The following is an 18816-nucleotide window of genomic DNA, read 5'->3' as shown; positions in this document are numbered from 1 at the left end:
TATCTGCTCCACATTCCGGTTAAACCGTTGCCACGCCACAGGTATACTCTGCGGCTGGAAATTTTCTGTTGTGGCTGGCCAACGCCAATAGAGCCACAACATTTGCGTTTATTGAGGGGGAGTACATGACTGATCAATCCACCAATGCCTCGTGGGGCGGCCGTTTTTCTGAGCCAACCGATGCATTTGTTGCCCGTTACACTGCGTCAGTGGACTTTGACCAGCGCATGTACCGCCACGACATCCAGGGCTCGGTTGCCCACGCCCGCATGCTGGCCCACGTCGGAGTGCTGAGTAACGACGAGCGCGACGATATCATTCGTGGCCTGGAAGAAGTACGTATCGAGATTGAGCGCGGTGATTTCGACTGGTCGATCGCACTGGAAGACGTGCACATGAACATCGAGGCCGCACTGACTGCCAAGATCGGTATCACCGGCAAAAAACTGCACACCGGCCGCTCCCGTAACGATCAGGTTGCCACCGATATCCGCCTGTACTTGCGTGATGAAATCGATCTGATCAGTGCCGAACTGACCCGCCTGCAACAAGGCCTGATTGAACTGGCCAAGCGGGAAGCCGACACCATCATGCCGGGCTTCACCCACCTGCAAACCGCACAGCCAGTCACCTTTGGTCATCACCTGCTGGCCTGGAATGCGATGCTGGAACGGGACTACGCCCGCCTGCAGGATTGCCGCAAGCGGGTTAACCAGTTGCCTTTGGGGGCTGCAGCGCTGGCCGGTACGACTTACCCGATTGACCGCTTCTATACTGCCGAATTGCTCGGCTTTGACGCTCCCACTGAAAACAGTCTGGATTCTGTCTCCGATCGCGACTTCGCCATCGAATTCACCAGTGCCGCAGCGCTGATCATGATGCATATGTCACGCTTCTCGGAAGAGCTGGTGCTGTGGGCATCGGCGCAATTCCGCTTTATTGATTTGCCAGACCGCTTTTGCACCGGCTCATCCATCATGCCGCAGAAAAAGAACCCCGACGTTCCTGAACTGGTACGAGGCAAAACCGGCCGGGTCTATGGTCATCTGGTCAGCCTGCTGACACTGATGAAGTCCCAGCCACTGGCCTACAACAAGGACAATCAGGAAGACAAGGAACCCCTGTTCGATACCGTCGATACCTTGCGCGACAGCCTGCGAGCCTTTGCAGATATGGCTCCTCACCTGCAAGCACGTCGGGATGATATGCGGGATGCTGCCAAGCGGGGTTTCTCCACCGCCACCGATCTCGCCGATTACGTGGTACGCAAGGGTATTCCCTTCCGTGACGCCCACGAAATTGTTGGTAAAGCGGTGGCTTATGGCCTGGAGCAAGGCAAGGATCTCAGTGACATGACGCTGGAAGAACTGCAGCAGTTTTCCGATGAAATTACTGTCGATGTCTTTGATGTACTGACCCTGGAAGGCTCTGTTGCCGCTCGCGATCATATCGGCGGTACTGCGCCAGATCAGGTACGGGCAGCTGCGGTGCGGGCGCAGAATATGCTAGCATCCAGACCTTAGGTGTCCTGTTAGCAGGGAAGCGATATATTGATGAATGGATTTGTCTATGCAGCAACGGGCGATATTGGCTACACACAGCTAGCCATTCGCTCGGCTCGCAGTCTCAAGGCACAGTGCCCCGATTACCCGATCGACTTGTTCACAGATCAACCATGCGATGACGATGTTTTCGATCAGGTTCATGTGTATGAAGACTCCTGGTTTCGCGCCAAAATTGACGCGTTGCAGGATTCCCGCTTTGAAAAAACGGTTTATATCGATGCCGATACTTTTGTAATCGACGATATATCTGATGTGTTCTTTATCCTTGACCGTTTTGATATCGCGGCGGTACACGATCAGGCGCGAACCAGTCACCATGGCCAGAGAATACATAAACTATCATTTCCTGAATCGTTTCCAGCCTTGAATAGTGGCGTTGTCGGAATACGAAAAACGGAAGAAACAACGGCCTTTCTCAATACCTGGAAGCGGTTAATGCAAGAGACTGGCAGTAATGCTGACCAGCCACTTTTTCGGGAGCTGATTTGGCTCTCTAACCTCCATGTACATATATTACCTACCGAATACAATGTCATGCACTTGCACTGGTTACGTATCACTAACCAGGCGCGAGGATTTCCGAAAATTATTCATAGCCCCAGCCTGCATCACTTTATTGATAAAGATGGCGAGGCCTGTCCGTCCTTGCTGAGCCTGCTGGGTTACAGAACCATGCGCAACCTGATTAAAACCTTTCGGGCCAAAGGTACTCACAATCTCGAAAAAGTCCCACAGGAATTTTTTCTCGGCAATCCATCAGACTACTCTTTGATCAACAAGATAAAGTACTTTGTCCTGTCCGATTATTTTTCAAAAAAATAGCATCGACGGTGACCAAGCAGCATAGCGGCACCTTTGTGTAGTCCCAGCCTAAGTCATGTTTTCTACCGGTACCCGGGTAGGCACCGGCGCATCTCAGACTTGTTGCTGCCGCTTTTTGAACCAGCCTTCCTGCCCGGCAATCGTGACCAGACGGAACACCAGCACGGCATGCATAACGCCGATCAACCCTGCCGGGGCATAGTCGTTGACGCTGAACATCTCCCATACCAGGGCCGGTAACACCAGAATCGGAAACCAGGCGATATAGCGGTAAAAGAATTTCTCAAAGCTGGAGATCGCTTGATTCTCTGTGGCTGTTTTCTTGTTTTTATTATCTTTTTTCACATCAACCTCGGAAAAATAGACGTTGCATCGCTGACTAAACAGTATGCCGGCAGACTGACAAAAGCCTGCTCTGGCGCTGCGTTGCACGTTCAGGAGCAAATCCTGACAGGCTTCTAATGGACCATACAGGCTATCAAATTGCCACTCGCCCTTGGTCGTAGGTCTGTTTAAAGGTCACGCATTGCCGGACAATATGCTAGTTTCTGATGCAGTACGGCGGCATAGTCCCACCGTTGGTTCAGCTACCCTACAGACTCTCTGCCGTTGGAACTCTGCCGGTTCATCATGAAATTGCCTATTGTTTATCACACCAACTATTCTTGCCCGTTCCCGGACAACCATCGCTTTGTCATGTCCAAGTTTGTGCGCCTGCACGACCATCTGTTACAGCAGGGTTATATCCACGATAATATCTATCAGCCTGCCGCGGCTTCCATCGCCGACCTCGCCATTACCCACAGTCCGGTTTACCTGCAGGCTCTGGTTGACGATGCCATTGAGATGAAAGCCTGGCGACGCCTGGGCTTACCCTGGAGCCAGGGTTTGATAGACCGGACCCTGACCGCACCCAATGGCACCTTGCTGGCCGCCCGGCTGGCACTCCAGCATGGCATGGCCAGCCATCTCGCTGGCGGCACCCACCATGCTCATTATGATTTTGGCTCTGGTTTTTGCCTGGTCAACGATCTCGCCTATACCGCCCTGACTCTGCTGCAACGGCGAGAAGTCCAGCGTTTGTTGATTTTTGATCTGGATGTGCATCAGGGGGATGGCACTGCGGCTCTGCTGGAGCATGAGCCACGGGCATTTACTTGCTCGATTCACTGCGAGAAGAATTTTCCTTTCCGTAAACACCGCAGTGATCTTGATATTGGCCTTGGGCAATATCTCGATGATGCTGCCTATCTTACAGTTGTCAGGGACACCTTCGAACGCCTGATTCATGAACAGCAGCCAGAGCTGGTGATTTACGATGCCGGAGTTGATGTCTGGGAAGGGGATGAGCTCGGCCACCTGAATATAACCCTGGAGGGTATTCAGCAACGGGACCGCTGGGTGCTGGCATACTGCCAACAGCGCGGCATACCGGTTGTGACGGTCATTGGAGGTGGCTATGACAAGGATCACCAGCGCCTGGCAGAACGCCATGCCAGTGTGGTGAAAACCGCTTCCATACTGTTTGCTGAACAATAAGCAAACCCGCAGGTGTGTATGTACAGGTGTGATATTGATTGAACGCATAACAGATTAACAGATACAAAAACAGGCGCCATGGCGCCTGTTGCACATCATCTTCTGGCGTCAATCAGAACAATATATGCGCCGCAAGATCGAAACCGCTCTGGGTAGATTGGGTTTCGTAGATGTGGTGGCCATCCTCCGCATCCTGCCAGCCAATCGACTTGAAGCCGTAACCCAGGTCAACATCCAGATGTTCATGGAACTGCCAGATTACGCCTGCGCCAAAGTTGAATGCAACGCCGGACAAGTCCTCACCATCGGCATAGTACTCTCCTGAATCATCGTATGTGTACAACCCAAAGCCAATCAGCAGATAGGGTCTGACGGCTTCGTAACGCCAAACAAACGAATAATCCACATCAAGGCCAGAGTATGATTCATCATCATAAAAATCGTTGTCATATTCTACATCAATGGTCGCCAAAGAGACTTCCAGGCGGTTGTCGTTATCAAACTGATAACCCAACCCGATCGATTGTTGCGAATACTCATAATCATAGGTAACAGAGTAACGACCTGATGTGTATTCCTCTTCTCCACTGCCGATAAAACCGGCTATTCCCACACCGGCATAAAACTGGCCAGCCATCACAGAGGATGAGGCAGCGACCATCAAGGGCAACAAGGCCCTGGAAAATACTTTGGACATAAGGACGCTCTCCTGAGCTTTGGGAACACGATATCGTATAAAATCGCACGAACAGGAGACAGAAAAATATTAACGGCCATCTGACATCCTGTCGGCAGAAAATAAAAAGCCCCCGAAGATTCGAGGGCTGCCGTCAAAAACAGGCGAAGCTTAGCGCTTGCCCAGTTTTTCACGGATTTGCTGAATGGTGCGCAGCTGGGCTGCGGCTTCAGCAAGCTGGGACAGAGCGCGGGAATAATCAAAGTCGGAACCTTGATTTGCCAGTGCTTGTTCAGCGTGTTTCTTGGCTTCCAGAGCGGCGGCTTCGTCAATATCGTGCGCACGAACTGCCGTATCAGCCAACACAGTCACCCGGTTTGGTTGAACTTCCAGATAACCACCAGAGACGTAAACAACCTCTTCGCTACCGCCTTGTCTGACGATACGAACCGGACCTGGTTTCAACGGGGTCAGCAAGGGCGCGTGGCCTGGTTCAATACCAAGCTCACCCATCAGGCCCGCAGCAATAACGCGCTCGACCAGACCGGAGAAGAGATTCTCTTCGGCACTGACAATATCGCAATGTACAGTGATCGCCATAAGGTATTCCTCAGGTTGAGGAGGTAAAGCCGGATGATTCCGGCCTTACCAGCCCGAATTACATGTTTTTGGCTTTTTCGACAGCTTCGTCGATCGTACCAACCATGTAGAAGGCTTGCTCTGGCAGGTCGTCGTAATCACCGTTCAGGATACCCTGGAAACCACGGATGGTTTCTTTCAGTGATACATACTTGCCTGGCGCACCAGTAAACACTTCTGCCACATGGAATGGCTGGGACAGGAAGCGTTCGATTTTACGTGCACGAGCAACCAGCTGCTTGTCTTCGTCGGACAGTTCGTCCATACCCAGAATCGCAATGATGTCCTTCAGCTCTTTGTAGCGCTGCAGTACACCCTGAACGCCACGAGCGATGTCGTAGTGTTCGTTACCGATAACCAGTGGGTCCAGCTGACGGGAAGTAGAGTCCAGTGGATCGATCGCAGGGTAAATACCCTTGGATGCGATATCACGGCTCAGTACCACGGTGGAGTCCAAGTGGGCAAAGGTGGTTGCTGGCGATGGGTCAGTCAAGTCATCCGCAGGTACGTATACCGCCTGGATAGAAGTAATGGAACCGTTCTTGGTGGAGGTAATACGCTCCTGCAGAACACCCATTTCTTCAGCCAGAGTCGGCTGGTAACCTACTGCGGAAGGCATACGGCCCAGCAGTGCAGATACTTCGGTTCCCGCCAGGGTATAACGATAGATGTTGTCAACAAACAACAGTACGTCTTTACCTTCGTCACGGAATTTCTCTGCCATGGTCAGACCTGTCAGAGCCACACGCAGACGGTTGCCTGGGGGTTCGTTCATCTGGCCATAAACCATTGCTACTTTGGAAGCCGCTTTGTCATCCAGGTTTACAACCCCGGATTCCGCCATTTCGTAGTAGAAATCGTTACCTTCACGAGTCCGCTCACCAACACCTGCGAATACAGACAAACCGGAGTGAGCCTTTGCAATGTTGTTGATCAGTTCCATCATGTTTACGGTTTTACCAACACCGGCACCACCGAACAGTCCAACTTTACCACCCTTGGCGAACGGACAAACAAGGTCAATTACCTTGATGCCGGTTTCCAGCAGGTCAGTGGAGTTGGCTTGTTCGTCGAAGCCAGGTGCAGCACGGTGAATCGAATAACGTTCTTTCTCACCGATCTCGCCGCATTCATCAATAGGACGGCCAAGGACGTCCATGATGCGTCCCAATGTCTCAATACCAACGGGTACAGAGATTGGAGCGCCAGAGTTTGTTACCTGAAGGCCACGCTTGAGACCTTCTGTGGAGCCCATCGCAATAGTACGCACTACGCCATCACCCAGCTGTTGCTGAACTTCCAGAGTAGTTTCAGTACCATCAACGGTCAGGGCGTCGTAGACTTTGGGTACGCTGTCGCGTGGGAATTCCACGTCGATAACGGCACCGATAATCTGTACGATACGTCCGCTCATATTCGGTTCCTCTTAACCTTAAAACCTTCGTTCCCCGGCTTATACAGCCGCGGCGCCGCTAACGATTTCCGAAATTTCCTGGGTGATCGCTGCCTGACGAGCCTTGTTGTACAACAAATTCAGCTCGTTAATCATGTCGCCGGCGTTATCGGTGGCGTTCTTCATTGCCAACATACGCGCGGCCTGTTCACAGGCGTTGTTCTCAACCACACTCTGATACACTTGGGATTCGATGAAACGAACCAGCAAGCTGTCGATGATTTCCTCGGCAGCAGGTTCGTAGATATAATCCCATGAGTGATCCCGAGCGAATTCTTCATCTGCCTTCAGCGGCAATATTTGTTCCGCAACAGGTTGTTGGGTCATGGTGTTTACAAAACGATTGTGGACGATAAACAGACGATCAATCTTGCCTTCGTCAAATGCGTCCAGCATCACTTTTACCGAGCCGATCAGGCTGGCCAGTTCCGGCGCGTCACCCAAATGGGATTTTGCAGCCACAACATTGCCACCAAAACTGGAGAAAAACAGCGATGCCTTGGCACCGATAGAGCAGAAATCAACATCCACTCCTTCTCCTCTCCAGTTTTTTGTTTCCCGAGCAAGCAGCTTGAACAGATTATTGTTCAAACCACCACACAGGCCACGGTCGGAAGACACAACGATATAACCAACCCGTTTGACATCACGATCTTGCAGATAACGATGGCGGTATTCAGAAGTCGCGTTGGCCAGATGGCCAATTACGTTACGGATTTTTTCCGCGTAAGGGCGGCTTTTTTCCATACGCAGCTGAGCGCGACGCATTTTACTAACAGCCACTTTTTCCATGGCTGAAGTAATTTTCTGCGTGCTTTTTACACTCGTAATCTGCTCTTTAATTTCTTTACCGACTGCCATAACCAAGCTGCCTCACGTTGAAGGTTGAATCCTGCTGGCAACCATTACTGGTCGCCAGCGCCGGACTTACCAAGTCTGGGAGTTCTTGAAAGTTTCAATACACTCTTTCAGACTGGCCGCGATTTCGTTATTGAAGTCGCCCTTCACGTTGATCTTCGCCATCAGTTCAGCAAATTCGCTGTTGGCGTAGCTCAGCAGAGCAGCTTCAAAAGACTTGATCTTGGATACTTCAACGTCTTCCAGGAAGCCTTCGGTAGCAGCGTAAATCGACAATCCCATTTCTGCAGTGGACATCGGTGCATACTGACCTTGCTTCATCAGCTCGGTAACGGCTTTACCATGTTCCAGCTGTTTGCGAGTCGCTTCATCCAGGTCAGATGCGAACTGGGCGAATGCCGCCAATTCACGATACTGAGCCAAAGCCAGACGAATACCACCGCCCAGTTTCTTGATGATTTTGGTCTGCGCTGCACCACCTACACGAGAAACCGAAATACCGGCGTTCATCGCTGGACGTACGCCAGAGTTGAACAGGTTGGTTTCCAGGAAGATCTGACCATCGGTGATCGAAATCACGTTGGTTGGTACGAATGCCGAGACGTCACCGCCCTGGGTTTCAATGATTGGCAGAGCCGTCAGAGAACCGGTTTTGCCTTCAACACCGCTTACGCTTTTCACGTAATCAGGGTTAACGCGACAAGCACGTTCCAGCAAACGGGAGTGCAAATAGAAAACGTCACCAGGATATGCTTCACGACCCGGAGGACGCTTCAGCAACAATGAGATCTGACGGTAAGCCCAGGCTTGTTTGGTCAGGTCATCGTATACAATCAGGGCGTCTTCACCACGATCGAGGAAGTATTCTCCCATCGCACAGCCGGAATAGGGCGCCAGGAACTGCATTGCTGCAGGATCGGCAGCACCAGCAGCAACGATGATGGTATGTTCCATCGCGCCGTGCTCTTCCAGTTTACGAACGACGTTCGCAATGGAAGATTGCTTCTGGCCAATTGCAACGTAAACACATTTAACGCCGCTGCCTTTCTGGTTGATGATGGCATCGATCGCCATCGCTGACTTACCAGTCTGACGGTCACCAATGATCAGCTCACGCTGGCCACGGCCAACCGGCACCATGGAGTCAACCGCCTTGTAGCCTGTTGGCAGCGGCTGATCAACACCCTGACGAGCAATTACGCCAGGCGCAACACGTTCAACAGGTGCCGATGTGCTGGTCTCAATAGGACCTTTTCCGTCAATTGGGTGTCCCAGTGTGTTCACAACGCGACCCAGCATGGCTTCGCCGGTTGGAACTTCCAGGATACGGCCGGTACATTTCGCTTTCTGGCCTTCAGCCAGCGATTTGTATTCGCCCAGAATAACCGCGCCTACAGAGTCGCGTTCCAGGTTCATGGCCAGGCCGTATACACCGCCTTCAAATTCAATCATCTCACCGTACATTACGTCGGCAAGACCATGGATACGAACGATACCGTCGGATACGGATACAACGGTGCCCTCGTTCTGGGCTTGTGAAGTCACATCGAGACTTTCGATGCGCTTTTTGATGACTTCACTGATCTCGGATGGATTCAGTTGCTGCATGCATCGTCCCTCAAACTAGGATTTCATCGCTTCGGCCAACTTTGACAGCTTGCCTGTGAGTGAGCCGTCAATAACCAGGTCGCCTGCACGAATAATAGCGCCGCCGATGAGGGTCTCATCAACTTCGCTGGTCATGCGGACATCACGTTGCAGTTTGGCTTTAAGTGCCTGAGCGAGCTTGTTCGACTGTGCTTCGGTCAGTGCGTACGCAGAGGTCACTACGACATCTACTGCGTTTTGCAGCTGGGCCTTCAGCTCTTCATAAAGAGCTGTAATTTCAGTCAACAGCGTCAGGCGCTTGTTTTCTGCCAGAACGTTTACCAGGTTTTTGGCTGCGTCATTAAGCTTTTCGCCACATACGTCAATCAAGGCTTGTGCTTGCTGTGCCGCAGTCAGAGAAGGATGTACCAGCACTTTCGCCATCTCGGCGTCGGATGCATATAAAGACAGCAGGGCCAGATCTTCTGACCATGCGTCCAGGGTTTTCTTCTCTTTTGCTTCAGCAAACACGGCCTTGGCGTATGGCCGAGCGAGAGTGGTTAATTCAGCCATGGCAACCTCGCTTAGAGTTCTTCAGTCAGTTGATTAAGCAGATCAGCATGAGCTGACGCATCGACTGACTTGCTCAGGATCTTGGTAGCGCCGGCAACAGCCAGCTCAGATACCTGTTTGCGCAGAACTTCTTTGGCACGGTTAACCTCTTGCTCAACTTCTGCTTGAGCAGCGGCTACCAGACGGTCACCCTCAGCGCGAGCGGTTTCTTTCGCTTCGTCGATGATTTGGTTGGCACGTTTGTTAGCCTGTTCGATGATTTCAGCCGCTTTTTCTTTGCTTTCACGCAGCTCGGAAATGGCTTTTTCCTGCGCCAGTTCCAGGTCACGTTCTGCACGGTTTGCTGCGTCCAGACCATCGGCAATTTTCTTTACACGTTCCTGCATTGCACTGGTCAAAGGCGGCCAGACAAATTTCATGCAGAACCAGACGAAAATCGCGAAGGCAATCAATTGACCGAGCATGGTCAGATTCATGTTCACGACGATTTACCTCTTACGAATTCGTTGGACAGGTTTCTTTCAAGACGATCAGGGATCGCTTGGATGATTAACCTGCTACAACGAAGATCAGGTACATCGCGATACCAACACCAATCATTGGAACAGCGTCCAGCAAACCAGCCATCAGGAAGGTTTTGGTCTGTAACTGAGGGCCCAGCTCAGGCTGACGGGCAGTACCTTCGATCAATTTACCACCCAGCAGGGCGAAACCGATACCAGTGCCGAGGGCACCCATACCAATCATGATTGAAGCAGCAATGTATACGAGTTCCATTAAAGACTCCTAAAGTTTAGTTACGTAGTTTGTTAAGGGTTAAATTTAAAATTGTCGGTCGATTCGCACTAGTGATCTTCGTGTGCCTGACTCAGGTAAACAATCGTCAGAACCATGAAGATAAATGCCTGTAGCGGAATCACCAGGATATGGAAGATTGCCCATGGCACGTTCAATACCCACTGCATATAGAACGGTAACAAGGCGATCAGAATAAACACAACCTCACCGGCGTACATGTTACCGAACAGTCGCAATGCCAAAGACAGTGGTTTGGTCAGTAAGCCCAGTACTTCCAGGAACAGGTTGAACGGGATCGCAATCGGGTGGTTAAAAGGTTTCAGGGTCAGTTCTCTGGTGAAGCCACCAATGCCCTTGACCTTGATGCTGTAGTAAATAATCAGCAGGAATACACCCAGCGACAGCCCCAGCGTTCCATTCGGGTCTGCGGTCGGTACGATCTTGAAGAATTCCAGCCCCATGGCATGAGCAATGCCGGGCACCAGATCAACTGGCAGCCATTTGAGGGAGTTCATCAGGAAGACCCAGACAAAAATCGTCAATGCCAACGGCGCAATCAATGGGTTTTTCCCATGAAATGTTTCCTTAACGGTGCCATCAACAAACTCAACCACTGCCTCGACAGAGTTCTGGAGCTTGCCAGGTACATCCGATGTAGCGTTTTTCGCCACTTTCCGGAACACCCATGCGAACAGGATACCCATAGCCAGAGACCAGCCGAGGGAATCCACATGGATCGCCATGAAACCCATATCCTGAGCTTCCTGGCCGGTGTGCGCCATGGTCCAGGTATCGTGGGTCAGTACAGTTTCAGAACCATTCTTGTCATGACGCACATACCCTTCGGGCAGTTTGCCAAATGTCAGATTGGTCAAATGATGAGCAATATACTCTTGGGAGTTTCCAGCCATCGTTCACTCTCAGTCCATAGTTTATAAATTGGCGACATGTGCTGAAGCGAGGTGCCCCAACTGCACTGTCATGAATCCTGCAAACAGTGCCAATGCATTCAGATGCTCAACCCGCTGGAAGATGACGATAAAACACAGCGCTGTCAGCAAAAACTTCCAGGATTCTCCCTGGTAGAGCGATTGTACAATCCTGCTGGCCGATCTGGCCCCGGTATAGCGGAATGCGCGCCAGACAAAGTAAGCGTTAGGCAGGGCACAGGCTAACCCGCCCAATAACGCCGACACGGCGGCTACATCACTATGTAACCAGGCAATCAAGGCAGAAATCAGCGTCAGGATCAGTTGTAAGATGACGATCCGATGCACAGGTGGACGCGGTACAGTAGACAACCTGATCTCACTAGTCGTTGAATTTCTGCTTTGGCCAGTGCGAAAGCGCGGTGATTATATGGGCAAGGTATCCGGCCTTCAACCAATTACCGGATCTATCTGTAATAAATTGGTCGTAGTGCTTTGGATGGTCTATGCACTATTGATACGTATCAATTCGGGCCATATGTCAAGCAAAACCCCTTGCTTGCACGGCTTTGTCTGGTCATTTGATCGCGTTGTTATTGTCCTTTCGCAGCAGAAATCATTTCCTTCAGATGTGACAGGCTTACTGCAAATGGCTCAAAATGCCATCCAGCTCATCCAGGCTGGTGTAGTTGATCACCAGTTTTCCTTTCCCTTTGGCATTATGGCGAATGGACACACTGGCACCGAGGCGCTCTCCCAGCAGCCGCTCCAAGCGTTCGACATCGGGATCTGCAGGTGCGGGAACTGCGGCACTGGCTGATTGTTTTTGCTCATGGGCACGCACCAACGCTTCGGTTTGTCGTACCGTCAGGCCTTTGGCGACCACCTGGTCGGCTGCCTGGCTCTGCGCCTGATCACTCAGTCCCAGCAAGGCTCTGGCGTGGCCCATTTCCAGGTCGCCGTTTTCCAACAGGATTTTTACATCGGCGTTCAGGTTCATCAGCCGCAGCAAATTGGCCACGGTGGTACGGTTTTTTCCAACGGCCCGGGCAACTTCTTGCTGTGTCAGTTCAAATTCCTGCTGCAACCGGTGTAGCGCAATGGCTTCTTCCATCGGGTTGAGGTCTTCCCGCTGAATGTTTTCGATCAGCGCCATGGCAATGGCTGCGTCATCCGGCACATTCCGCACCAGCGCCGGAATTTGCGCCAGCCCGGCCATACGACTGGCACGCCAGCGACGTTCTCCGGCGATGATTTCATAACGATCTTCCGAGCCCGTTAACAAACGCACCATGATTGGCTGCATCAGTCCTTGTGCCCGAATCGAGTCGGCCAGTTCTTCCAGAGCCTCTGGCTGAATATCCCGACGCGGCTGATACTGGCCTGGCTGAATCACATCCAGCGGCAAATAACTGAGGTCTTTATCGGCTGTGTCCTGCACCGGGCCGGCTGTTACCGACTCAGGGGTATTGTCATCCTGACCGGCATGCGACGCCGCCAACAGCGCATCAAGGCCACGCCCCAGGCCACGTTTACGTTTTATCATACCTTGATTCCGATCATGTCCGTTTTGAACATCTCTATTCAGGCCGTTACCACCCGGTGACGGCGATTCATTTCTCCGGCCAGGGCCAGGTAGGCCATGGCACCACGGGAATTACGGTCGTACAACAATGCCGGAATGCCGTAGCTGGGTGCTTCCGCCAGACGTACATTACGGGGGATGACGGTATCGTAAACCCGGTCACCGAAGTGGCTGATCAGTTGCGAGGAGACATCTTCGGTCAGGCTGTTGCGTGGGTCGTACATGGTACGCAGCAAGCCTTCGATATACAGTTGTGGATTGTAGGCATCCTTGATCGAGTCGACGGTCTCCATCAGCGCACTCAGCCCTTCAAGGGCATAGTATTCACACTGCATCGGGATCAGTACCGCATCCGACGCAACCATTGCGTTAACGGTCAACATGCTGAGTGAGGGCGGGCAATCGATCAGGATATAATCGTAATTTGCTTGCACACTGGCCAATGCCTTGCGCAGCCGCTGCTCCCGACCGATAACATTGATCAACTCAACTTCCGCTGCGGTCAGGTCGCCATTGGAAGGAATCAGGTCATAGCCAGCCTCACCGGCGGGCACGATGGCTTCTTCTACCGTGCAGCGTTGCACCAGCACTTCGTACAACGAGGTTTCCAGTGCGTATTTGTCAATACCGCTACCGGTGGTGGCATTACCCTGGGGGTCAAGATCAATCAGTAACACCCGGCGTTTGGTTGCCGCCAGTGAGGCAGCCAGGTTCACTGCCGTCGTCGTCTTGCCTACGCCACCTTTCTGATTGGTAATCGCCAGAATCATTGTCTTCGCTCTACAGGGATATTATTGATCAGTCGGTACATGGTCGTCGCCCGGCGCAGCGACCAATCGCAGCAGATGACGCTGACCTTCGACACCTGGCACTTCAATAATGGCAGCAGATGCCAACGTCACATCGGCAGGCAGAGCTTCAAGCTCTTCCTGGGGGTACTGGCCTTTCATGGCCAGATAGCAACCTTGCGGTGCCAGTAAATGACGGCACCAGATCACCATATCAGACAGCGAGGCAAATGCTCGACTGGCAATCATATCGAATGGCACCTCGGGATGATATGCCTCAACCCGGTCATTCACGATAGTGACATTTTCCAGCCCTAGACTGGTACGAGCCTGGAACATAAAGCGCGTCTTTTTGCCGTTGCTATCGAGCAAGGTAAAGTGCCGTTGCGGATTCAGTATCGCCAGCACCATGCCTGGCAGACCAGGGCCGGTACCCACATCCAGAATATGTGTTGCATCGCCAAGATGTGGCTGCACAGCAAGACTGTCGAGCAAGTGCAGGTCAACCATGGCCGACGGCTCACGAATGGCGGTGAGGTTATACGCCTTGTTCCATTTGTGCAGCAGTTCCAGATAGCTCATCAACAGATCGCTGTGCTGATCACTCAGTTCGACATTCATCTGGGCAGCACCACGCACCAAGCGGGGGCGCAGTCCAGTTGGGAGAGAAGTTGCCATACTCATATATAAATGCCTTGAATCCTGCCAGGGGCGCGGATACTAGCACAAAGTCATCCGCGAATCGGAGCCAGCGACGTCAAAAGACCGAATGCACGGCAAGACTCCGGTACTTGTTGTTATTAAAGGCCAGTGTCAGGCCTCCATGCGGTGCGCCATATTGCGTTTTTTCAGGTGAATCATGATCTGGCTGATCGCCGCTGGTGTCACCCCGGAAAGCCGTGAAGCAGCACCCAGGGTTTCCGGCTTGAGTTCAAACAGTTTCTGTTTCACTTCATTGGACAAGCCACCGATGGCATCGTAATTGAGGTCATCTGGCAGCAGCGTATTTTCATAACGCCGCAGTTGCTCGATATCTTCCAGCTGACGGGCAATATAGCCGTCGTACTTGGCCTGGATTTCCACTTGCTCTGCCACGCGCGGATCTTCACTGGATGGCTCGCCCTTGAGTCGGGCAATCATCGAATAGGTCAGGGCAGGGCGCTTGAGCAATTCGTGCAGATTGTATTCATGCGTAATCGCTGTTTCACCCAGTCCGGCCAAGGTTGCCGCTTCGGTGGAGCCGGGCTGTATCCAGGTGGTTTTCAAACGCTGTGCTTCGCGCTCAATCTGCTCTCGTTTTTCGCAAAAGGCTGCCCAGCGCTGATCACCAACAATACCAAGGTCACGACCAATCTCTGTCAGACGCAGATCTGCGTTGTCTTCTCGCAGTATCAGGCGATACTCCGCCCGGCTGGTGAACATCCGGTACGGCTCTTTGGTGCCCATGGTGATCAGATCATCCACCAGCACGCCCATATAGGACTGATCACGACGTGGTACCCAGACGTCTTTTTCCAACGCCCGCAGCGCGGCATTCAAGCCTGCCAGCAAGCCCTGGGCACCGGCTTCTTCGTAACCTGTGGTGCCATTGATCTGACCGGCAAAAAACAGATTGTTGATACAGCGGGTCTCGAGGCTGTGTTTCAGTTGCTGCGGATCAAAATAATCGTATTCGATGGCATAACCCGGGCGCGTCACATGGGCCTGCTCAAAACCAGGGATGGAATGAATCAGATCCAGCTGAACATCAAACGGCAAACTGGTGGAAATACCATTCGGGTACAGCTCATTGCTGTTTAACCCTTCTGGCTCAACAAAGACCTGATGGCTGCTTTTGTCTGCAAAGCGGGTGATCTTGTCTTCAATCGATGGGCAATAACGTGGGCCTATCCCTTCGATCACACCGGCGTACATGGGTGATCGATCAAGGTTGGCACGAATAATATCGTGGGTCCGTTCATTGGTATGGGTAATGTAACAACTGACCTGCTCCGGATGCTCAGACAGCGACCCCATAAAGGACATCACCGGCAACGGCGTATCCCCCGGTTGTTCCTGCATCACGGAAAAATCCACACTGCGGCGGTCAATACGCGCCGGGGTGCCGGTTTTTAGCCGCCCGACAGCAAAAGGCATTTCCCGCAACCGTCGAGACAAAGCAGTAGAAGGCGGATCACCCGCACGGCCACCGCTGTGGTTTTCCATACCGATATGAATCAGGCCACCGAGGAAGGTACCCGTCGTCAACACCACGGACGTGGCATAAATCTTCATATTGGTGTGTGTCACCACGCCGCAAACGGTGCTGCCAACCCCATCACCATCCAGTATCAAATCATCACAAGAAGCCTGGAAAATATCCAGATTGGGCTGGTTTTCAACAATATGGCGAACAGCTGAACGATACAGAGCCCGATCAGCCTGGGCACGGGTAGCCCGTACCGCTGGCCCTTTGCGGCCGTTCAGGGTGCGAAATTGAATACCGCCGCGATCGGTTGCCCGTGCCATGGCGCCATCCAGTGCATCAATTTCTTTCACCAGATGACTTTTGCCAATACCGCCAATGGCTGGATTGCAGGACATCACTCCGACGGTGTCCGTGCTATGGGTCAGCAGCAGGGTCTTGCTACCGGTACGGGCCGACGCCAACGCAGCCTCTGTACCAGCATGACCACCACCTACCACAATCACGTCATATCGAACGGGGTATTCCACAGCCACCTCACCAAATCACAGGAATTACAAAAACGGGCGCGGATTATAGCAACTCCCTCAGCCCCCAGATAGAGCCTGTACAATATATAACCAGAACAACTATCCACAACCTTAAACACCCCGAATCGGGCTGTTTACAATGTTATCCACAGCCACCTCGAAACATAAATTTATCTTTTAAAATCAATATACTAGGCTGTTTATAAGAATCTTATAAACGCTAAAAAGCTAAAATAAGGCAAAAACCGGATAACAGTTATCCAGGGATAACCACCCCTTACACCATGGCTTTACCACATTTTCTAACAGGATTATCCACAAGCTGAAAACCTCAAACTCTCAAAACGATACTACCCACAGGGTGTCAACCAAACAGGCAGCCGCTCGCCGCCCACGGTCAATGAGATACAACACAAGGCAGGCTGACATTAATCAGCCAGAAAGAAAGGAGTGGCGATCACAACAACCGCCAACAACAAGAAATAACGACCAAGGGAAAAACGGGACCTAGCGGCTGTATTCCAGACGCAGCAATTCACTGTCAGAAGTGAAATAGAATTCCAGCATTCCCTCAGAGGTAATGGCTGCGTAGCCATCTACCGGGGTTGATACGGTAAAGAAATTGCAGCCAGAGCGGCTGTAAATATGTGCTTTCAGCAGGGGATAGTCGGTATTCAGCAAAAAGAGTTCGCCATCAAAGCTGCAGCTGTCTGCACCCTGACCAACAAACTTGGCCCTGCCATCCACCTCGGTTATATAGAGGCTGGTCGTACCTGCTTGCCAAACACCCAGGGTATTCCACAAAGAAGAAGAGTTCTTCCAGCTGCCGTCGGCTTTCAGTGTTATGGCACCTGCATTCAGGCCGGTTGCATAAGTGCCCACAATCAGGCCGGTGCCATCGCTCTCATCAATCAGCAAGGCATCCACACCAACATTACTGGCTGTACCACTGGACATCATCTCGCCCTGCGCTTCATCGTTACCAGTGATCCAGCGGGATTCCAGACTCATGGAGACACTGCGCTCGGATGTGTCGTACTCAGCTGTACCGGTAAAACCACGGCTGTCATCAAAACCGTAGATATTGCCTTCGTATATCAAGAGCCGCACAGCGCCGCTTTGATCAAACTGACCGTCCCAAAAACCATTCAGCGCGATGGCACGATTATAAGAAGATTCATAGGCCTGATTATTACTTCCAGAAACACATCCGGAGCAACTCAATGCAGTCGTTATTATTGTTGTTATCGTGAAAACGCGCATGGCGATCCCTGGTAGATAAGCGGTTAGTTATCACAAGGAACAGCAACTTCCATCAGGAAAACTGTCCTGCAGCTAGCCTTTTCATCAAATATTCATAAAAATGTCAACAAAGATAGTGTTTTGCGTCACATTTAATGCCAAAAATGTGAACTTTTGCCAAATATGTCCTTTATCACCGGCTAATCACTGGTCTTCTCAAGAATGCCGGACATCCACCCCCCTATATCTGAAGGGGTCATATAAGCAACCGCCATGACTGCAGCATCTAACCGTTGCCAGGCTACCGGCAAGCTCGGGAACACAACCGGCTCAGAGGGTTGCCCAGGGCACAAAAGAGGCCATCAATACCGTTTTTTAGGCACCATTGCTCAAAAAACCGGCATATTTCTGATCCAGGCCATTCTATTGATTCCTAACACCCGATAGAATTTATCCAAGAGACATACAGGGAGAACGTGCCGTGAGCGATACCAGAGATCATCTCAAATCCATTGCGACTGATCAGATCTGCAAAAACAACCTGGCTGCAGCCAGTTTTCGAGAAATGGGCAAGGTAGCAGGGATCAAATCCAGCTCCGTGCATTATCACTTCAAAAGCCGGGACGCACTGTTACTGGAATTGGCTACCGACTACCAACAGGCTTTTTTTACGGAACTGCAACAGCGTACCGACGGCATCAGTAGCCCGCGGCAGCGACTGCAACATCTGTGCGACTTGTACATGGATCACTTCAGCAGCAATGGCCAGTGCCTTGCCCAGGCTTACAGCGCCGGTATGAACGAACTGACCGAAGACAGTCTGACAGCAATCCAGGCTTTTTATGATGCCTTGTACGAGTGGGTACTTGACTGCCTCAGCTCCGCCCGCTTCTTGCCGGTCTCTCGCGAAGCGCTGGCACGGGTCGTTGTATCTTCCTTGCAAGGTGCAATGGTTGCCGATCGTGTCCGGCCAGACACCCCTCATCTGGAGTCCGTCCGCGAATGGCTCGGGACATTGACCAGCCTTTGATAGACAAGGCTTTAAAA

At 51.8% G+C, this 18816-nt stretch carries 20 protein-coding genes; 4 read left to right on the top strand and 16 right to left on the bottom strand.

Annotated features, from left to right (window positions below):
• Window positions 1–125 precede the first annotated feature (125 nt).
• Window positions 126–1523 carry an argininosuccinate lyase gene (gene argH / locus Q8W22_RS02055; protein ID WP_305451461.1) on the top strand — a complete coding sequence of 466 codons (1398 nt, stop codon included), beginning with the start codon at window positions 126–128 and terminating at the stop codon, window positions 1521–1523.
• A 30-nt stretch (window positions 1524–1553) separates the two neighbouring features.
• Complete coding sequence (locus tag Q8W22_RS02050) at window positions 1554–2387, top strand: putative nucleotide-diphospho-sugar transferase (RefSeq protein WP_305451460.1); 834 nt, start codon at window positions 1554–1556, stop codon at window positions 2385–2387.
• Window positions 2388–2480: 93 nt separating this feature from the next.
• On the opposite strand, the gene Q8W22_RS02045 is transcribed toward Q8W22_RS02050, so the two are convergent.
• Window positions 2481–2732 carry a hypothetical protein gene (locus Q8W22_RS02045; protein WP_305413599.1) on the bottom strand — a complete coding sequence of 84 codons (252 nt, stop codon included), beginning with the start codon at window positions 2730–2732 and terminating at the stop codon, window positions 2481–2483.
• A gap of 285 nt (window positions 2733–3017) precedes the next feature.
• Between Q8W22_RS02045 and Q8W22_RS02040 the strand changes: the two genes are divergently transcribed.
• Window positions 3018–3926: a histone deacetylase gene (locus tag Q8W22_RS02040; protein WP_305451459.1), complete on the top strand. Its 909-nt coding sequence runs from the start codon at window positions 3018–3020 to the stop codon at window positions 3924–3926.
• A gap of 112 nt (window positions 3927–4038) precedes the next feature.
• On the opposite strand, the gene Q8W22_RS02035 is transcribed toward Q8W22_RS02040, so the two are convergent.
• From Q8W22_RS02035 to Q8W22_RS01965, 15 genes are all read right to left on the bottom strand, one after another.
• Window positions 4039–4623: an outer membrane beta-barrel protein gene (locus Q8W22_RS02035; RefSeq protein WP_305451458.1), complete on the bottom strand. Its 585-nt coding sequence runs from the start codon at window positions 4621–4623 to the stop codon at window positions 4039–4041.
• Window positions 4624–4773: 150 nt separating this feature from the next.
• Window positions 4774–5202, bottom strand: a complete 429-nt coding sequence (locus Q8W22_RS02030) for a F0F1 ATP synthase subunit epsilon (protein WP_303431216.1) — start codon at window positions 5200–5202, stop codon at window positions 4774–4776.
• A gap of 58 nt (window positions 5203–5260) precedes the next feature.
• On the bottom strand, window positions 5261–6655 hold the full coding sequence (gene atpD, locus Q8W22_RS02025; protein ID WP_303431218.1) for a F0F1 ATP synthase subunit beta: 1395 nt from the start codon (window positions 6653–6655) through the stop codon (window positions 5261–5263).
• 39 nt (window positions 6656–6694) lie between these two features.
• Window positions 6695–7555: a F0F1 ATP synthase subunit gamma gene (atpG, locus tag Q8W22_RS02020; protein WP_303431219.1), complete on the bottom strand. Its 861-nt coding sequence runs from the start codon at window positions 7553–7555 to the stop codon at window positions 6695–6697.
• Between the two features lie 66 nt (window positions 7556–7621).
• Window positions 7622–9160, bottom strand: a complete 1539-nt coding sequence (atpA, locus tag Q8W22_RS02015) for a F0F1 ATP synthase subunit alpha (protein ID WP_303431220.1) — start codon at window positions 9158–9160, stop codon at window positions 7622–7624.
• Between the two features lie 15 nt (window positions 9161–9175).
• The gene (locus Q8W22_RS02010; protein WP_303431222.1) at window positions 9176–9712 is read right to left on the bottom strand and encodes a F0F1 ATP synthase subunit delta; all 537 of its coding nucleotides are present in this window, start codon (window positions 9710–9712) and stop codon (window positions 9176–9178) included.
• 11 nt (window positions 9713–9723) lie between these two features.
• Entirely contained in the window at window positions 9724–10194 is a 471-nt protein-coding gene (locus Q8W22_RS02005; RefSeq protein ID WP_303431223.1) for a F0F1 ATP synthase subunit B, read from the bottom strand.
• A gap of 67 nt (window positions 10195–10261) precedes the next feature.
• Window positions 10262–10489, bottom strand: coding sequence for a F0F1 ATP synthase subunit C (atpE, locus tag Q8W22_RS02000; protein WP_303431224.1), 228 nt, complete (start codon window positions 10487–10489; stop codon window positions 10262–10264).
• Window positions 10490–10557: 68 nt separating this feature from the next.
• A complete protein-coding gene (atpB, locus tag Q8W22_RS01995) occupies window positions 10558–11421 on the bottom strand; it encodes a F0F1 ATP synthase subunit A (RefSeq protein WP_303431226.1) in 864 nt (287 codons plus the stop codon).
• 21 nt (window positions 11422–11442) lie between these two features.
• Window positions 11443–11811 (bottom strand): F0F1 ATP synthase subunit I, encoded by a 369-nt coding sequence (locus tag Q8W22_RS01990; protein WP_303431227.1) that lies wholly within the window; start codon window positions 11809–11811, stop codon window positions 11443–11445.
• Window positions 11812–12079: 268 nt separating this feature from the next.
• A complete protein-coding gene (locus Q8W22_RS01985) occupies window positions 12080–12985 on the bottom strand; it encodes a ParB/RepB/Spo0J family partition protein (protein ID WP_305451457.1) in 906 nt (301 codons plus the stop codon).
• Between the two features lie 38 nt (window positions 12986–13023).
• The gene (locus Q8W22_RS01980) at window positions 13024–13794 is read right to left on the bottom strand and encodes a ParA family protein (protein WP_303431230.1); all 771 of its coding nucleotides are present in this window, start codon (window positions 13792–13794) and stop codon (window positions 13024–13026) included.
• A gap of 21 nt (window positions 13795–13815) precedes the next feature.
• Entirely contained in the window at window positions 13816–14496 is a 681-nt protein-coding gene (rsmG, locus tag Q8W22_RS01975) for a 16S rRNA (guanine(527)-N(7))-methyltransferase RsmG (protein ID WP_370693299.1), read from the bottom strand.
• Window positions 14497–14625: 129 nt separating this feature from the next.
• Entirely contained in the window at window positions 14626–16527 is a 1902-nt protein-coding gene (gene mnmG / locus Q8W22_RS01970) for a tRNA uridine-5-carboxymethylaminomethyl(34) synthesis enzyme MnmG (protein WP_303431231.1), read from the bottom strand.
• Between the two features lie 507 nt (window positions 16528–17034).
• Complete coding sequence (locus Q8W22_RS01965; RefSeq protein ID WP_303431232.1) at window positions 17035–17637, bottom strand: hypothetical protein; 603 nt, start codon at window positions 17635–17637, stop codon at window positions 17035–17037.
• 613 nt (window positions 17638–18250) lie between these two features.
• Between Q8W22_RS01965 and Q8W22_RS01960 the strand changes: the two genes are divergently transcribed.
• Window positions 18251–18799, top strand: a complete 549-nt coding sequence (locus Q8W22_RS01960; RefSeq protein ID WP_303431233.1) for a TetR/AcrR family transcriptional regulator — start codon at window positions 18251–18253, stop codon at window positions 18797–18799.
• The last annotated feature ends 17 nt before the right edge of the window (window positions 18800–18816 follow it).

Source organism: Oceanobacter sp. 1_MG-2023 (assembly GCF_030689025.1).
Lineage (GTDB): Bacteria > Pseudomonadota > Gammaproteobacteria > Pseudomonadales > Oceanobacteraceae > Oceanobacter.
Note: the sequence above shows the minus strand (reverse complement) of the source record. Positions and strands in the feature narration are given on the sequence as shown.